Origin of the sequence: Mycobacterium sp. TY815 (assembly GCF_030755135.1) — a bacterium.
Lineage (GTDB): Bacteria > Actinomycetota > Actinomycetes > Mycobacteriales > Mycobacteriaceae > Mycobacterium.
Genome location: NZ_JAUFRX010000002.1, coordinates 805,250 through 821,888, shown reverse-complemented (window position 1 = coordinate 821,888; position 16,639 = coordinate 805,250). Strand labels below are relative to the sequence as shown.

Here is a 16,639-nt window from a genome sequence, read left to right as displayed (position 1 = left end):
GTTACTGCGCGTCGCCCGATCGGGCCGCCTGTTCGCGGGTCAGACCGGCGGCCAGGATCAGCTCTTCATGCAGCTCGAACCACACGGTGTGGTAGGAGTCGATGAGTGGCCCTGTCAGCCAAGCGATTTCGCCGTTCGTCACCTTTGTCAGCGCGGCGGCGAGTTTTACCGGGTAGCCGCGCAGGCGGGGCAGCTGCGCGGCGACCGCCGCGATGATCGGCGTCACCCGCTGGTGCACGTCGTCGAGGCGGGCCAGCACCGCGGCGTCGTATTCGGCGTCCCGGTGATCGTTGGGCTGGCCGTCGCGGAGTTGCCAGTCGGTGACCAGGGCTTTGAAATCCGCGTTGACCGAGCGGAATTCGTGGTAGGCGGCGTCGATCGTCGCGGACTCGACGTCCTGCCGCTCAGCGGCCAGCAACTCGGCGAGGCGGGCGCGCCCGTCGGGGCTGATCCGCACGGTGGGGCCCGCGATCAGCAGGCCCGCGTCGACCAGCCGGCGCACCGCAGCCTCGGTCTCAGCGTCATCGGCATCCAGGGTCCGGGCCAGGTCGGCGGGGCTGACCCGGCCTTTCAGGCGGACAGCTTGCAGCACGGGCAGATCCGTCATGAGCCGGCCCGCAACCGTATCGCGTTGAGCATGGTGATCAGCGGCGTTGCCGAGACGACGTCGAGGTGTCCGGCGGCCATGGCCGCCTGCAAGGCCTCGTCGGAGTAGTCGTCGAGGCGCGGATGGTCGCCGCTCGCGTGCGCACGCAGCGGGCTGACGCGCAGGGCGATCCCGGCCAGCTCACGCAACTCCGGCGTGTCGTCTTCCGACCATGCCGTCAGACTCAGAATCCCTTCTCGCACTTCGCCTTCGTACCCATCGACAGTGATCTGCCGGCCGGCCAGCGAAGTGGCGACACCCTGGCCGCAACCCACCACCGCGACGCGGCCGAGTTCGCGGCTGACGACGGCTGCGTGGCTGGCCGGCCCGCCCACTTCGGTGACGATGCCCTGTGCGGCCAGCATGCCCTGCACGTCTTCGGGCCGGGTGTGATCGCGGACCAGGATGACCGGCTCGCCCCGGTCGGCGGCGTCGAGAGCTTCGTCGACGTCGGTGTAGGCGGTGCCGGTCACCACGCCGGGACAGGCGGGCAGACCTCGGGCCAGAAGTGGTGCGCTGAGCCGGGTTTCGGGTTGCAGTGACGGTTGCAGCACAGCTTGGACGTGGGCCGGGGTCACCCGCCGCAGCGTCTCGACGTCATCGATCAGTCCCTCATGGCGGAGTTGCAGCGCCAGCCGCGCGGCAGCGTGCGCCGAACGTTCGGCGCCCCGGGTCTGCAGCAGCCACAGTTTGCCGTCTTCGACGGTGAACTCGATCTCCTGGACGTCGGCATTGAGTCGCTCGAGGGTGCGGGCGGCGTCCATCAGCTCGTCGAAAACGGCGGGTTGTTCGTCGCGCAGCGCGGTGATCGGTTCGACGTCGACCAGGCCGGACACCACGTCGTCACCCTGGCCGCCGGGCAGCCATTCGCCGAAGGGCTCGTTGGCTCCGGTGATCGGGTTGCGCGAGGACAGCACGCCGGCGCCCGACTTGGCCGCCTGGTTGCCGAACACCATCGCCTGCACCACCACCGCGGTGCCCTGACGTTCGTCGAGGCTGTAGTGATCGCGGTAGGCCAGCGCCCGCGGAGAGTTCCAGGAGGCGAATACGGCCTCGATGCCGGTGCGCAGCTGGGTGTACGGGTCGTCGGACGGGTCCGCGTCGGCCCCGACGATGCGCCGGTACATCGCGGTGAACCGGCGGCGGGTGTCGCGGGCGAACTCGACGGTGCCCTGTTCGGCCAGTGCACGTTCGACGTCGTCGTTCATGCCGAGGTCCAGAATCGTGTCCATCATGCCCGGCATCGACTGGGTGGCCCCGGAGCGCACGCTGACCAGGAGTGGACGCGGTCCTCGTCCGAAGGTGCGCGAGGTTTGCTCTTCCAGCCAGCGCATCCGATCGAGCACGTCCGCCCAGATCGCATCGATGGTGGGCCCGGGGTCGGTCAGATAGCGCAGGCCCACCTCGGTGGTGATGCAGAATGCGGGGGGCACCGGCAGGTTGTGACGGCGCATGGTGTCGATTCCGTGGCCCTTGTTGCCGAGGATTTCCCGCGGATGGCTCGATCGGCCGTCCAGCGCGACGACAGCGTTCGTCAGCGTGCGCGCGGGGGAGTGCCGGCCGTGCGCCACACCAGCCAAGATTCACCCCCTCGTCGTTGCCGGAACGCCGCAATGGTCCCATACCGATCACCGGGCTCGGCTGCTCGCCGCTGTTGCTTACCCGTTAGTTTTGACGGTATGACTCCCTATGACGTCGCGTTGCTGATCCTGCGGCTGGTGCTGGGTCTGACCATGGCCGCGCACGGGTTGAACAAATTCTTCGGTGGTGGGCGGATACCGGGTACCGCGCGCTGGTTCGAAAGCATCGGGATGAAGCCCGGCAAGTTCCACGCCACCGTCGCCGCCACCACCGAGACGGCGGCCGGGCTGGGGCTGGCGGCGGGGTTGCTGACGCCGATTCCCGCGGCCGGATTCGTCTCGCTGATGCTGGTGGCGGCGTGGACGGTGCACCGGGTCAACGGGTTCTTCATCGTCAAGGAGGGCTGGGAGTACAACCTGGTGCTGGCGGTGACCGCGGTGGTCGTCGCCACCCTGGGTGCCGGGAAGCTCAGCCTGGATCACCTGATCTTCGGCAAGAACTGGTTCGACGGCTGGCAGGGTCTGGCTATCTCGGTGGGCCTGGGTTTGGCCGGGGCTGTCGGCCAGTTGCTGATCTTCTACCGGCCGCCGGCCAAACAAGCCGGGTAGCCCGCAGGGTCAGGCCGTCTGAATATTGCCATCCCGGCCCAGCAGCAAGCCGGCCTTGCCGCCGGTGCCGGGTTTGCCGGGAGGCGTGCCCGTGCCGCCGTTGCCGCCGTTGCCCCCGTCGCCGATCAGGACCGCGTTGCCGCCGTTTCCGCCGGCCCCTCCCGCGCCGCCGTGACCGTCCGCACCGGCGCCGCCGTCGCCGCCGTCACCGATCAGCCCGGCCTTGCCGCCGGTTCCGCCGGCCCCGCCGCTGGTGAGGGCGCTGAGCCCGGCCGCGCCGCCCGCCCCGCCGGTGCCTCCGGACCCGTTGAGGATTCCGGCGCTACCGCCGCTGCCGCCGGCGCCACCGTTCGCGTTGAACACGCCTGCGCCGCCGCTGCCGCCGGCTCCGCCGCCGCCCAAGACGAGTCCGCCGCTACCACCGCTGCCACCGGCTCCGCCGGTGCCGCTGAACACGGCTCCGCCGGTGCCGCCGGTGCCGCCGGCCGCCCCGGGACTCAGCATGCCGGCGTTGCCCCCTGATCCGCCGGTTCCGCCGACGCCGGAGAGGTTGAAACCGCCGACGCCGCCGATGCCGCCGGCGCCGAACAGCCCACCGTTGCCGCCGCTCCCGCCGGTCCCGGCGAGGGTGGTGCCGGACCCACCGGCCCCGCCGTCGCCCCCGGCGGCGAACAGTCCACCGGTTCCACCGGCGCCGCCGGTCCCGGCGATGCCGCCGAACCCGCCGTACCCTCCGGCACCACCGTTGGCGAACAGCCCGCCGTTGCCACCTGCGCCGCCGGCTCCGCCCCGGCCGGTGCCGGCACCGGCCCCTCCGGTCCCGGCGGCACCCCACAGCCCGCCGGCGTTGCCGCCCGCGCCGCCCGCCCCGCCTGTGGTGCCGGTGCCCGACGTCTTCCCGCCCGCGCCGCCGGCTCCACCGGAGCCGAACAGCAGGCTCGACCCGCCGTTGCCGCCGGCCCCGCCATTGCCGGCCGCCGATGGTCCGCCGGCTCCGCCGGCGCCGCCCGACCCGAACAGGACCCCGCTGGCGCCGCCGTTGCCGCCGGTGGAGCCCACCGCCCCCGAACCGCCGAGGCCGCCGTTGCCGAACAGGATCCCACCGTCGCCGCCGGGCGCCCCGGTCCCGGCCGCCCCGTTGGCGCCATTGCCGATCAGCGGGCGCCCGGTGATCGCCTGAACCGGCGTGTTGACCCCGTTGAGAACTTGTTGCTGCATCGCGTGCAGCGGTGAGGTGCTGCCGGGGGCGTTGAACCCGTCGAGCCCGAGCAGCTGCCCACCGATGCCGCCGGGGCCGGCCTTGCCCAGGGTGGTGCCGGTCCCGCCGTTGCCGCCGTTCCCGCCGTCGCCGATCGACACCGCGTTGCCACCGGCCCCGCCGGTGCCACCGGCCCCCGTACCGCCGGCGCCGCCGCTGCCCCCGTTTCCGCCGTTGCCCACCATCCCGGCGTTGCCGCCGGCGCCGCCCGCGCCGCCCAGTGTGGTGTTGCCCGCCCCGCCGGTGCCGCCGGCTCCGCCGGAGCCGGTCAGCATGCCGGCGTTGCCGCCCGCCCCGCCCTTCCCGCCGTTCATGGCACCAAAGCCGCCATTGCCGCCCGCGCCGCCGTCGCCGAAGAACATGCCGCCACGGCCACCGGCTCCGCCGGCCCCGCCGAGTCCGCCCGGGGTGACGCCCTCCCCGCCGGTGCCGCCGGCCCCGCCCGCTGCCCCGAGGCTGAGCATCCCGGCGTCGCCGCCGGCGCCGCCCGCGCCTCCCGCTGTTGCGCCGTGTCCGCCGCTGCCGCCGGTACCGCCGGCACCGAACATGGTGCCCGCCCCGCCGGCGCCGCCGAGTCCGCCTTTGCCGCCCAGGCTTTCGCCGCCGGCTCCGCCGGTGCCCCCCGCCCCGAACATCCCGCCGGCCCCGCCGGCCCCACCGGCGCCGCCGACCCCGCCGGCGCCGCCCTCGGTGAATCCCCCGGCACCTCCGGCGCCGCCGGTGGAGAACAGCCCGCCCGCACCGCCCGCGCCGCCAGCGCCACCGGGTGCGGACGAGCTCTGCGTGACGCCGCCACCACCGCCCGTTCCGGCCGCCCCGAACAGCAGTCCTGCGTTGCCGCCTGCGCCGCCCGCCCCGCCCGCCCCTTGGATCGATCCGCCGCCGGCGCCGCCGGAGCCGCCACTGCCGAACAGGCCGGCGGCCCCGCCCTGACCACCGGTGCCGCCGGTTCCCGTGGTCGCGGCCCCGCCCGCTCCGCCGGCGCCGCCCAGGCCGATCAGTCCCGCCGCTCCGCCGTTACCGCCGGCCCCGCCGTCGGTACCGGCTTTGCCGGACCCGCCGGCGCCGCCGTTGCCGATCAACCACCCGCCGGCGGTGCCGTTCTGTCCGGTCCCCGCCGCGCCGTTGGTGCCGTTTCCGATCAGCGGACGACCGGTGGCGGCCTGGACGGGGGCGTTGATGCCGTCGAGGAGGCTCTGCAGCGGATTGAGGTTGGCCGCCTCCGCGCTCGCGTACATGGCGCCGCCGGCGTTGAGCAGTTGCACGAATTGCTGATGGAACAGTTCCGCCTCGGCACTGAGCGCCTGATAGGTCTGCCCGTGGCCGGAGAACAGGGCGGCGATGGCCGCGGACACTTCGTCGGCCCCGGCCGCCAACACCCCGACGGTCGGGCCCGCTGCCGCCGCGTGGGCGGCACTGAGCGCCGTTCCGATGCTCTGCACATCCGCGGCCGCTGCCGCCACCATCTCCGGGGCTACCGATACGAACGACATTTCTGCACTCCTGAACCTCGAGGAATGACTCGACAGTGCGCGAGGGTGCGGTGCAGAACGTCGGTCGAAGGACGTAGATCGTGCGGCGCAGGGGTCGTATATCGGCGTCAGCCGTGGGAAACACCTTCGTGGGCGAGCTGTACCCGGGAGCTGATGCCCAGCTTGGCGTACACGTGTGTGAGGTGGGTCTGCACCGTCCGGCGGGAAACGAACAGCCGCGCGGCAATCTCGTTGTTGGCCAGGCCCTCCGCGACGAGGCGGACCACATCGCGCTCGGTGGGGGTCAGTGCCGCCCAGCCGCTGGACGGGCGTTTGCGTTCGCCGCGCCCGCGCCGCACGTAGGCGATGGCGTCGTCCAGGGAGAGGCCGGCGCCTTCCCGCCACGCTTCACCAAACCCATTGTCGCCCAGAGCTTCCCGTAGATTCGTGATGGTGTTCTGATAGTCGGCGTCGTAGACCTTGAACCGGACGCAACCCAGACGGTGACGAATAGCGTTGGCCGCGGCGAAGAGTCGCGTTGCATCCCGATGGCCCTGGCCGTCCGCGGCCAGCCGGCCCAGGCACTCGAGGATGTCCGGCACGGCCAGGTGCGCCTGATACTCGGCCGCGCCGGCGAGCGCTTTGTGGGCGTCGCGTTCGGCCTGATCCGGTTCATTTTTGGCGATTGCGATGCGGGCACGCGTCGTCAACGCCCGCGCCAGATGCCAGCCCGAGGACGCCGCGACCTCCTGGTCGGCCCAGCGTCCCGCGGTGATCAGATCGCCACGTGCCAAGGCCACTTCGGCCATCGGGTTGGTATTGGCGCCGGCCAGCTCACCCTGCACGCTCAGGAGTTCCCGGGCCGCCTCGCTGGCCGTCGCGGCGGCCGGGACGTCACCGGCGGCCACGGCCGCGGTCGCCAGGACCGCATAGCTGAAGCCCTGGTTGTGCGGCCACAGGTCCGCAGCGGCCGCCAGAGATGCCTGTGCTGCGGCCTTGGCCGCTTGGGTGTCGCCGCGGAACGCGAGTGCGTTGCACAGCGCGAGTCGGCTGCCCCACCTGAACAGCACGTCGTGCGCCGCATCGGCATCGGTGGTGACGGCGCGGAATTGTGTGATCGCTTCGGCGAGAGCACCTTTCATCATCTGCGCCAGGCCCAGCGTCCAGCGGCACGAGCGGGCGTGGAACTGATCGCCGATCTCCTCGGCGAGGTCGCGTCCCTCCCGGGAAGCCGCAAGCCCGCCGGTCGGGTCACCGGCATAGAACGCGCCGTATGCCTGCCACGTCAGGATCTGCGTCAGGCGCCACCGGTCGCCGAGATCCCGGGCGATGCCGATCGCTTCCGACAGATACGGGCGGGCCGCCTCGGCGCTGTAGGAACTGATCGCGCCGCACGAGGTGAGCGCGCGCGCCAGCAGGGCCGGATCGTTGATCTCACGCGCGATCGCGACCGCTTGCTGCGCCTGTTCGAGGTTGTCGTGAACGCTGCGCGAGGCGTCCAGGGCTGCCCTGTCGGCCAGCGCCCGTCCGCGCACCACTGCCGAGACAGCGGACAGGGCGGAGCGGTCGGAGAGCGCCCCGTCGAACCATGCGAGCCCTTCCTGGATGCGCCCGCGCGTCAGCCAGAGCGGCTGCAGCGCCGACGTGAGTTCCAGGGCGGGCTCGAGTTCGTGGTTGCCCCGGCAGCCGGCAAAAGCCGCGCGCAGATTGTCGATCTCGCGCTCCACCTGTTCGATCCGGCGCTGGTGCTCGCCATCGGTGGGGCTGTCCAGCAGCGCGGCCATCCGCCCGTAGTGCTCTCGATGGCGGGCGAGCAGCGCCTCGGCCTCACCGGATTCGTGCAGCCGTTCCGTCGCGTAGTGCCGCACCGTTTCCAGCATCCGGAAGCGCGTGCGGTCATCGGTGTTCTCGGCCAGCACCAGTGATTTGTCCACCAACAGGGCGAGCTGATCGAAAACCTGATGCGGCGCCAGCTGATCGTCCGCGCAGACCGCCCGCGCGGCTTCGTGGTCGAAGCCTCCGCTGAACACGGCCAGCCGGCGGAACAGCATCCGCTCGGGCTCGGTGAGCAGGGCGTGCGACCAGTCGACCGATGCGCCCAGGGTCTGGCGGCGACGGGCGGCACCGCCGTCGGTGAGCAGCCGGAAGCGGTGGCGCAGCCCGTCCAGGATTTCGCCGAGTGACATCACCCGCACGGCCGCGGCCGCGAGCTCTATTCCCAACGGCAGGCCGTCCAGTCGGCCGCAGATATCCTGCACCGCTGCGGCGTCGGACGCGGTGATAGCAAAGTCGGGCCGGGCCAGCCGGGCGCGGTCGACGAATAGTTCGAGGGCTTCGTCGGGGAGTGACAGGGACGGAACCCGCCAGGTCAGCTCGCCGGGTATCCCGATGGGTGCCCGGCTGGTGGCCAGGATGGTCAGCCGCGGGCACTCGCCCAACAGCGCACGGGCCACCGCGGCGCATTCATCGATCAGGTGCTCGCAATTGTCCAGCACCACCAGCGCGTCCCGGTTGCCGAGGTAGCGCAACAGCGTGTCGAGTGCCGACCGGCCCGGCTGGTCGGGCAATCCCAGCGCGCGCAACACGGCCACCGGCATCAGCTCGGGCTGATTGACCGGTGCCAGATCCACGAACCACACGCCGCCGCCGAACTCGGTGGCCGCCTGCGCGGCGATCTGCGCCGCAAGCCGGGTCTTGCCCACACCACCGGTACCTGCGAGGGTGACCAGCCGGTTGTCGGCAAGGAACTTGCGTACGTCGTTGATCTGCGCGGCGCGGCCGACGAAGCGCGTCAACTGCGCTGGAACATTAAGTGGCGCAGTATCTTTGGCAATCTGTAGGGGCGGGAATTCGATGCGCAGGTCGGGGTGGCACAGCTGCGTCACGCGCTCGGGACGGGGCAGGTCGCGCAACTGATGGGTGCCGAGGTCGGCCAGCCAGACATCGTCCGGGAGGTGGTCGACAACCAGGTCGTGGGTGGTGCCCGAGACCACCACCTGGCCGCCGTGTGCCAGATCTCGCAGCCGCGCTGCGCGGTCGACGGTGGGACCCGTGTAGGTGCCAGAACCGGCTACCTGCACCTCGCCGGTGTGCACCGCGGCCCGCAGTTGAATCGGAGCCAACGGCGCCTGCTGCAAATCGATCGCACAGGCGAGTGCGTCGGTGGCCCGGGCGAAAACGGCCAGGAACGAGTCGGCACTGCTGTCTTCGGCATGTGGTGTGACCGGACCCAACCCGCTATGGGTGGCGATGATGTCCGAGACGGTGTTGTGGACGCGCTCCCGGTCGCCTGCGCTCGTCTCGGGCAGGTCGTCCCACGGCGGCGCCGAGCGCTCGGCATCGGCGAGCAACAGGGTCACTGTTCTCGTCGGCAGGAACTCGCTCACGCACATCTCAAACCCGATTCACACTGCCCTCATGCCGTGCCGGTGACTCCCAGTGTCACGCACGCAGGCCGGTCACGGTTCAACATGGGTGCAAAAAGTTCGCTATCCGGCCGCGGGGCTCCTGCGCGCCGCCGGGTGTCCTGCCCCCGATCCGCGAGCGCCCGCGTGTTGCCGGTGACATGCCGCCGCGGGTGGCATTTTGCGGTCGCTCGCGGTGGGGCCGCGCACACCGTACGACCCTCACCCCGCCCGATGTACGACCCCCCGAGGCGCCGGTTTACGCCCTGTAACCGACGTTCCTTCAGCCACCGCCGCGCATCGTGGGACTCCGCAAGGAGGGACGACGGGACATGAATTTCGCGGTGCTGGCGCCGGAGATCAATTCGGCGCGGATGTATCTGGGTGCGGGGCCGGGGCCGATGTTGACGGCTGCGACGGCATGGGACGCACTGGCCGGCGAACTCGACACGGCGGCGCGTTCCTTTTCGGTGATTGCGTCAGGGCTGACCGGTGAGCTGTGGCAGGGTCCGGCGGCGACCGCGATGGCCCGTTCCGCCGCGCCCTATGTCGGGTGGCTGTCGGTGGCGTCGGCCCAGGCGCAGGGCACGGCCGGGCAGGCGCGGGCCGCAGCGTCGGCGTTCGAGGCGGCGGTGGCGGCCACGGTCCATCCGGGAATGGTTACGGCGAATCGCAATCACTTTGTCTCGCTTGTTCTTTCAAACCTGTTCGGCCAGAACGCAGCGGCGATCGCCGCGGCCGAGGCTGCCTATGAGGACATGTGGGCCCAGGACGTGGCGGCGATGGTGGGCTACCACGGCGGGGCGGCGGCAGCCGTCGCGCAACTCGCACCGCTGCAGCAGACGTTGCCGAATCTGCCCGGTCTGGCTCAGGTACAGGCGCTGCTGGGCAACATCGGCGGCCCGAACCTGGGCGGCGGCAACCACGGCAGCGGCAACGTCGGCAACGGCAACTTCGGTGATGTGAACTTCGGCAGCGGCAACTCCGGCAACGGCAACGTCGGCGACGGCAATCGGGGCAATCAGAATGTGGGCAGCGGCAACTCGGGCCTGGGCAATACCGGTGCGGGAAATTCGGGCCAGGCCAATATCGGCAGTGGCAACCTCGGCAACGCCAACCTCGGAAACGGGAACCTAGGCAGTTCCAACGTCGGCAACGGCAACCGCGGCGACGCCAACATGGGCATCGGCAACCGGGGTAGCAACAACGTAGGGCTGGCCAATACCGGCAACCACAACATCGGATTCGGCAACACCGGCAACAACAACATCGGTTTCGGCCTCACTGGCGACAACCAGGTGGGCATCGGCGCACTCAACTCCGGCACCGGAAACTTCGGTTTCGGCAACTCGGGCACCGGCAATATCGGGTTCTTCAACTCGGGCACCGGCAACGTCGGCATCTTCAACTCGGGCAACCACAGCTTCGGCCTGGAGAACTCGGGCAGCTTCGATACCGGCTTCGCCAACGCGGGCCAGGGGAATACCGGCGCGCTCAACGCGGGCTTCAACAATTTCGGCGCCGGGAACGCGGGTGCGAACAACATGGGCATCGGCAATGGCGGCTCGCAGAATCTGGGCTACGGAAACTCCGGATTCCAGAACACCGGAAGCATGAACGCCGGCTCGCTGAATACCGGTGATTTCAATGCCGGTGATATCAACACCGGTTGGGCCAATTCCGGCCGCAGCAATACCGGAGGCTTCGACTCGGGCAACCTCAACACCGGTTTCGGCAGCGTCATCACACCGGCCGGGGTCAAGAACTCCGGCTTCGGCACCACCGGCCTGGACTCGTCGGGGTTCTTCAACACCGGCGGCGGCAGTTCGGGATTCATGAACACCGGTCTGGCATTCGAGTCCGGCTTCGGCAATTCCGGCAACGGCAACAATGTCGGCTTCAACAACCACGGAAGTTTCCTGGCCGGCATCGGGAACATCGGTTTCGACAACATCGGCATCGGCAACTCGAACGTGTTCAATTCCGGCATCGGCAACTCCGGCAACGACGACTCGGGGTTCTTCAACAAGGGCGATGCGAAGTCGGGTCTCTTCAACTAACTCAATCATTCGAGGGGGGTTCACATGTCGTATGTGACCGCGGCGCCCGAGCTACTGCAGGGCGCGGCGCAGGATCTGATGGGCATCCGGGCCGCGCTGAGCGGGGCCGCCGTCGCCGCGGCCGACCCGACAACCGGGATCGCGGCCGCCGCCCAGGACGAGATCTCCACGGCGATCGCATCGATGTTCGGCAGTTTCGGTGCCGAGTTCCAAGCCGTCCATGCTCAAGCGCTCGCGTTCGGCGAGCGTTTCACCCGATCGCTCGACACCGCCGCGGCGGCCTACGCGAGTGCCGAATGGTCCTCCTATCAAACACTTTTCACCCAAACAACCACCAACCTGCAGATCCTGCACGACGCTGTCGCCGCCAATCCAGCGCCGGTGCTGCGCCAGTTCGTCAGCAATCAGACCGGCTTCGGGCAGACGATCGCCACAGCACTCGGCACCCCGCTCGCAATACCCGCCAACCCGGCGGCTGTTCTGCAAACCATCGTCAATCAGCAAATCGGCTACGGCCAAACGGTTTCCACCGCGCTGAGCAACGCCGCCCTGGACTTCAGTGCCAACGCGAACGCCCTTCCGGCGACATTGCAGACCGCCGCGCAGCAGCTCGCGACGGGCGACGTGACGGGAGCGGCACGCGGCGTCGCGACCGGATTCGGAAACCTGTTCCTGACCGGCCTGGTGGCCAACCAGGACATGGAGACGATGCTGATCAACATCACCCCGACGGGCACCATCGCTGACCTGTTGCCGATTCTCGCCATCCCGGGCCAGATGGCGCAAAACGTCACCGACCTGCTCCCCGCCGGGTCGATTCCCGCCCAGATCTCGCAGCATCTCACCAATGTGATCACCACGGTCACCGACACCTCGCAGACCTTGGACCTGGTCACCGGCGACCTGCAGGTGGGCCTGCCACTGGTCCTGGGCCTGGAAGCGATCGGTCCGGTCGTCACCACGTTCAACGCGGTCGGCCCCAGCGCGAACGCCGTACTCGGCGCGCTGCAGACCGGCGACGTCCTGGGCGCGGGCGCCGCGCTGTTCGACGCACCCGCGACGGTGCTGAACGGTTTTCTCAACGGCCAGGCCACTCTGCCACTTTCGGTCTCACTCGGAGAACTGACCACGACCACCAACGTGCCCCTTGGCGGGATACTCACTCCAGCTCAAACCGCGTCGCTGACAGTGGAGATCTTCGGGATGACCGGAATGATCCCACTTTTCGGTACGAGCTTCGGTGGCATCGTGCCGGGCCTGTTGACCTTCCTGCCTGAACAGCTTGCGGCGGCGATCGGCGGCGGGGCGGGACTGCCTTGAGACGGCCTGGGATGTTGCTGAAAGTCCGCTGAATCTATGACCGTGCGAGGCGACAAGTGGCGACAGTAGTGAGATACCGCTCGCGGGGGTTGGGGTTGTGATGATTTTGGACTTTGCGTGGTTGCCGCCGGAAATCAACTCGTTGCGGATTTTCGGCGGGGCGGGACCGGGTCCGCTGCATGCGGCGGCGGCGGCCTGGGACGGTTTGGCGGCGGATCTGGCCGCGTCGGCGTCGTCCTTCAACGCGGTGATCACAGGTCTGACCGGTGGGCCATGGGCGGGGCCGGCGTCGGCGGCGATGGCGGCCGCGGCGTTGCCGTACCAGGACTGGATGACGACGGCGGCCGGTCAGGCGGACACGGCGGCACTACTGGCGCGAGAGGCCGCCACGGCGTTCGAGGGCGCGTTGACGGCGACGGTGCATCCGGCGGTGGTAGCGGCCAACCGGGTGTCGTTGATGACGTTGATCGCGACGAATTTCCTGGGGTTCAACACGCCGGCGATTGCGGCCAATGAGTTCGATTACGCGGAGATGTGGGCGCAGGATGTCGCGGCAATGGTCGGTTACCACGGTGGTGCGACGGCGGTGGCCGCGAGCCTGACACCGTTCGCTGTCCCGCCGGTCGATCTGGCCGGCCTGGCCGCCAATATCGGTGCTCAGGTCACCGGCCTGGCGAGCACCGCGTCGGCCGCGATCAGCCCGGCTTTGCAAGGCGTGATGTCGGCAGCGCCTGGATTGGTGGCAGGGGTGCAGTCGGCGGCGTCGGCTCTGCCGATCCAGTCGATCGCGTCGGTGGCCCAGCTGGGCGCCATGCCGGCCAGCATGATGATCGGCCCGCTCATGCAGGCGGGGCAGTCGGCCACTGCCGGCACAGCCGGATTGGCAGGTGCCACAACGGGTGTGGCCGACGCGACCAAATTCGTCGGGGACACCGCTCCGGCGATGAAGGGACTCGGCGGAGGTGCCGGCCTGGGGGCAGGCATGTCCGGGAGCCTGGGTCAGGCGCGGATGGTGGGTGCCATGTCGGTGCCGCCGACATGGGAAGGATCGGCGCCCAAGGGCATGGCCAGTTCGGCGATGCACGGCTTGGGTGCGATACCCAGCGCTGCCTCCGTGCCGACGGGATCTCCCACCGGCGGCGGGATGCCGATGATGCCGATGCCGATGGGCGCCGGCGCCGCGGGTGCCGGAATGCCCGGCGGGATGACGGGCCGCGGCGGCGCGAGTCCGCACGTGACGCAGAACCGGCCCAGCGTGATTCCGCGTACCGGGGTCGGCTAGGTCTGCGCCGCAACCACTTCGGCCGCGGCGCGCTCACCGGAGCGGATCGCGCCGTCGATCCACCCGCACATGACGGCTGAGCTTTCGGTGCCGGCCCAGTGCACCCGCCCGCAGGGCACGCGCAGCGCGTGCCCGTATTCGGTGAGCACGCCGGTGGGGGTGTGGCTGATCATCCCGCCGCCGGAATAGTGCTCGAGAGACCAGTTCTGCTCGTGGTATTCCACTGGCGTACGCGCTTTTTCGCCGAACCGCTCGACGAGTTCGCCGATGATGGCGGCTCTGCGGTCGGAGTCGCTGAGGTCGGAGAGGCGGCGCGCGGCGGGCCCCTCGGTGATGGCGCACAGGATCCCTGGATTGCCGGTATCGGTGCATGCGTCGATGGTCAGTGTGGCCGGTGTTCCCGGCGCGGTGGTCTGGCCCGACAACCCGTCGGTACGCCAGAACGGTTCGTCGTAGATGACGGAGGTCTTGATGACGGCGCCGCTGGGCATGCGCTGATTCAGAAAGGCGCGGTCCGCAGGAAGTGCCGGTTCATAGACAATCGAACTGGCGATGGCCATCGGGATAGCGACGATGGCGCGGTATGCGCGCACGGAAAATCCGTCGGATTGGACGGTGACGCCGTCGGTGTCCTGAATGATGGTCCGCACCGGCCGCGACAGGTGGAGTGCGTCGCCAAGTTCCGCCACCATCGGGCGGTAGATGGCGCCCATCCCGCCGACGGGTCGGGCATCCTGCGAGCCGCCCTTGCCGGAGATGACGAAGGTCGGTCCACCCGCCGAAGACATCTGCAACAACATCCACAGCAACGAGACTTCGGAAGCCGTCGAGGTGTACGTACCGCCCAGCACCATGTCCAACATCTCGCGGGCCGGCCGGGAAAGTACGTTGCGCTCCAGCCAGTCACCGATGCTCATCCGGTCCCACTCGGCGGCCTCCTCGGCCTCCCACGGTGCTTCGCGCGGAATCGACTTGCACATCTGCTCGATGCTCATCAGGCCGATGCCCAGGTTGGCGACCGCCCACGGACTCATCGTCCACGGCAGCTTCCCGCCGTAGCGGCGCTTCTTGCCGTCGACGATCATCATGGCGTCACCGTCGTTGTGCTGCTTGTATTCCCGCACGCCGAATTCCTGCATCAGCGCGTAGATGCGGTCCTGGCCCGGTCCGATCCAGGCACCCCCGCGATCGATCCATACCCCGTCGTCGCGGGTCACAGTAAAGGTACGGCCGCCGACTCGGTCGCGGGCCTCCAGCAGTGCCACCGAGTGACCCGCCTGCTTCAGGCGCAGCGCGGCCGTCAGTCCCGCGAAGCCGGCTCCGACAACGCAATAGTCGACATCTGTCATGCTGGCTCCTCGTTGACGCCGTGCCGCCCCAGCAGCAAGCTACACCGATCCCGGCACCGCCGAAACGATTCCGCGATATTGACGCTTCTGTCAGCGGGTTTGCCTGTCGCCGAATGAAACTCAGCCGACGGAGGTCTGACCGGTGGTCACCGGTGGATAGGGGAGGTCGGTGCTGACATGCGGGTCGACATGCACCGGAGTGCCCAGATAGGGGAAGGCCCGTTGCGAGCAGGCGGGGCGGTCGCAGATCTTGCAACCCGCGCCGATCGGAACCGTCGCCTCGGCGTCGGCCAGATCGATTCCCACTGAATAGATTAGCTTTTCGGCGTGGGCCACGTCGCAGCCGAGCCCGACGGCGAAACTCCGGTCAGGACCCAGGTACCGACTTGGTTCGGTGGTGGTGGTTCGGGCCACCCAGAAATAGGTGCGCCCGTCCGGCATCTCAGCGACCTGCGTCAGGAACTGACCGGGCCGGGCGAACGCATGGTGAACCACCCACAACGGACAGTTTCCGCCCACGCGTGAAAAATGAAAAGCAGTGGCCGACTGTCGCTTTGAAATATTACCGGCGATGTCGGCACGGACGAAGATGAACGGCACACCGCGCGCACTGGGGCGTTGCAAGGTGGACAGCCGATGACAGATGGTCTCGAATCCCACCTCGAATCGGCGTGCCAGTTGGTCGATGTCGTAGCGCACGCACTCGGCTGCCTCGAGAAACCGTTGGTACGGCAACAACAGCGCCCCGGCGAAATAGTTGGCCAGGCCGATGCGGGCCACGCCGCGTGCGTCGTCGCTGAGTTGATCGTCGGCGGCGATGATCCCGCTGATCAACGAATTCTGGGTCAGCAAGGCGATCTGGGTTGCCAGCTGGAAGGCGCGCTGTCCGGGATGCAGCCAACGCGCTACATGCAGCCTCCCGGACTCCGGGCGAAAGTGCCGCTTGGCGTTGGGGCTCAGCATCTCTCCGTCGTCGATGACGACGGTCACGCCCAGCTCTGCGGAGAGCAGTGAGGCCAGCTGAACGTCGAGTCCGCCGACGCGCAAACGGTTTTCGTCGAACATTCGCTCGGCCGCGACGTCCAGTTCGGCGATGTAGTTCTTGCGGTCGTAGAAGAAGTCGCGGACTTCCTCGAAGGGCATCGGTTGTTGTGCTGTCGTCGACGAATCGACGTTGGCCCGACCGTGCAGAGCCTCCAGATCGCTGGTGGCGTCGTGCAGTCGTCGGTGCAGATTGACCAGCGTCTGACCGACCGCCGGCATTCGCGCGACGAGTTCCTCGATCTGCGCGGCCGTGGCAGGTCCCTCGGCCAGCACCTCGCTCAGGTCGGCGATCAGCCGGGCGTCCGTATCGGGCGCGAAGTAGGTGTTGGGCAGGTTGAACCGATCTGTCAGCGTCAGCAGCACCGGCACGGTGATCGGGCGCTGGTCGTTCTCCATCTGGTTGACGTAGCTGGTCGACAACCCCAGCGCACGCGCCAGTGCCACCTGGGTCAACCCGTGGTCTTCGCGTAGCCGCCGCAAACGAGCGCCGGCGAAGGTCTTCGCCACGGTGGACACAGTACGCCAGCCATCGTTCACAACATTCGCAAACCATGAAGTCCAAGGACGCAAAATTACGCTCTTACAGTGGATTTACCGCAGCTGGGTGGCTGCGTA

10 protein-coding genes are annotated in these 16,639 nt (G+C 69.1%); 4 read left to right on the top strand and 6 right to left on the bottom strand.

Going from position 1 to position 16,639, the window contains the following annotated elements; all coding sequences use genetic code 11:
• Position 1: 1 nt before the first annotated feature.
• Positions 2 to 607, bottom strand: coding sequence for a MarR family transcriptional regulator (locus QXK92_RS23275; RefSeq protein ID WP_306245610.1), 606 nt, complete (start codon positions 605 to 607; stop codon positions 2 to 4).
• Positions 604 to 2,226 carry a pyruvate, phosphate dikinase gene (locus QXK92_RS23270; protein WP_306245608.1) on the bottom strand — a complete coding sequence of 541 codons (1,623 nt, stop codon included), beginning with the start codon at positions 2,224 to 2,226 and terminating at the stop codon, positions 604 to 606. The genes QXK92_RS23275 and QXK92_RS23270 overlap by 4 nt, the downstream gene beginning before the upstream one ends.
• Positions 2,227 to 2,325: 99 nt before the next feature.
• Between QXK92_RS23270 and QXK92_RS23265 the strand changes: the two genes are divergently transcribed.
• Positions 2,326 to 2,835: a DoxX family protein gene (locus tag QXK92_RS23265; protein WP_306245606.1), complete on the top strand. Its 510-nt coding sequence runs from the start codon at positions 2,326 to 2,328 to the stop codon at positions 2,833 to 2,835.
• Between the two features lie 9 nt (positions 2,836 to 2,844).
• On the opposite strand, the gene QXK92_RS23260 is transcribed toward QXK92_RS23265, so the two are convergent.
• Positions 2,845 to 5,586, bottom strand: coding sequence for a PE family protein (locus QXK92_RS23260; RefSeq protein WP_306245604.1), 2,742 nt, complete (start codon positions 5,584 to 5,586; stop codon positions 2,845 to 2,847).
• A gap of 107 nt (positions 5,587 to 5,693) precedes the next feature.
• Positions 5,694 to 8,951, bottom strand: a complete 3,258-nt coding sequence (locus tag QXK92_RS23255) for a LuxR C-terminal-related transcriptional regulator (protein WP_306245603.1) — start codon at positions 8,949 to 8,951, stop codon at positions 5,694 to 5,696.
• Between the two features lie 350 nt (positions 8,952 to 9,301).
• On the opposite strand from QXK92_RS23255, the gene QXK92_RS23250 reads away from it, so the two are divergent.
• The 3 genes from QXK92_RS23250 (at position 9,302) to QXK92_RS23240 (ending at position 13,631) form a co-directional block, all read left to right on the top strand.
• Complete coding sequence (locus QXK92_RS23250) at positions 9,302 to 11,029, top strand: PPE family protein (RefSeq protein WP_306245601.1); 1,728 nt, start codon at positions 9,302 to 9,304, stop codon at positions 11,027 to 11,029.
• A gap of 24 nt (positions 11,030 to 11,053) precedes the next feature.
• Positions 11,054 to 12,349, top strand: a complete 1,296-nt coding sequence (locus tag QXK92_RS23245; RefSeq protein WP_306245599.1) for a PE family protein — start codon at positions 11,054 to 11,056, stop codon at positions 12,347 to 12,349.
• A gap of 100 nt (positions 12,350 to 12,449) precedes the next feature.
• Positions 12,450 to 13,631 carry a PPE family protein gene (locus QXK92_RS23240; RefSeq protein ID WP_306245597.1) on the top strand — a complete coding sequence of 394 codons (1,182 nt, stop codon included), beginning with the start codon at positions 12,450 to 12,452 and terminating at the stop codon, positions 13,629 to 13,631.
• On the opposite strand, the gene QXK92_RS23235 is transcribed toward QXK92_RS23240, so the two are convergent.
• Entirely contained in the window at positions 13,628 to 14,980 is a 1,353-nt protein-coding gene (locus tag QXK92_RS23235; protein ID WP_306245596.1) for an FAD-dependent oxidoreductase, read from the bottom strand. The genes QXK92_RS23240 and QXK92_RS23235 overlap by 4 nt on opposite strands.
• A gap of 120 nt (positions 14,981 to 15,100) precedes the next feature.
• Positions 15,101 to 16,531, bottom strand: a complete 1,431-nt coding sequence (locus QXK92_RS23230) for a short-chain fatty acyl-CoA regulator family protein (protein WP_371934297.1) — start codon at positions 16,529 to 16,531, stop codon at positions 15,101 to 15,103.
• Positions 16,532 to 16,639 lie beyond the last annotated feature (108 nt).

Excerpts from the sequence above, each read along its gene's own strand:
- QXK92_RS23275 (WP_306245610.1), bottom strand. The coding sequence starts at position 607 with ATGACGGATCTGCCCGTGCTGCAAGCTGTCCGCCTGAAAGGCCGGGTC.
- QXK92_RS23265 (WP_306245606.1), top strand. The coding sequence starts at position 2,326 with ATGACTCCCTATGACGTCGCGTTGCTGATCCTGCGGCTGGTGCTGGGT.
- QXK92_RS23260 (WP_306245604.1), bottom strand. The coding sequence starts at position 5,586 with ATGTCGTTCGTATCGGTAGCCCCGGAGATGGTGGCGGCAGCGGCCGCG.
- QXK92_RS23250 (WP_306245601.1), top strand. The coding sequence starts at position 9,302 with ATGAATTTCGCGGTGCTGGCGCCGGAGATCAATTCGGCGCGGATGTAT.
- QXK92_RS23245 (WP_306245599.1), top strand. The coding sequence starts at position 11,054 with ATGTCGTATGTGACCGCGGCGCCCGAGCTACTGCAGGGCGCGGCGCAG.
- QXK92_RS23240 (WP_306245597.1), top strand. The coding sequence starts at position 12,450 with ATGATTTTGGACTTTGCGTGGTTGCCGCCGGAAATCAACTCGTTGCGG.
- QXK92_RS23235 (WP_306245596.1), bottom strand. The coding sequence starts at position 14,980 with ATGACAGATGTCGACTATTGCGTTGTCGGAGCCGGCTTCGCGGGACTG.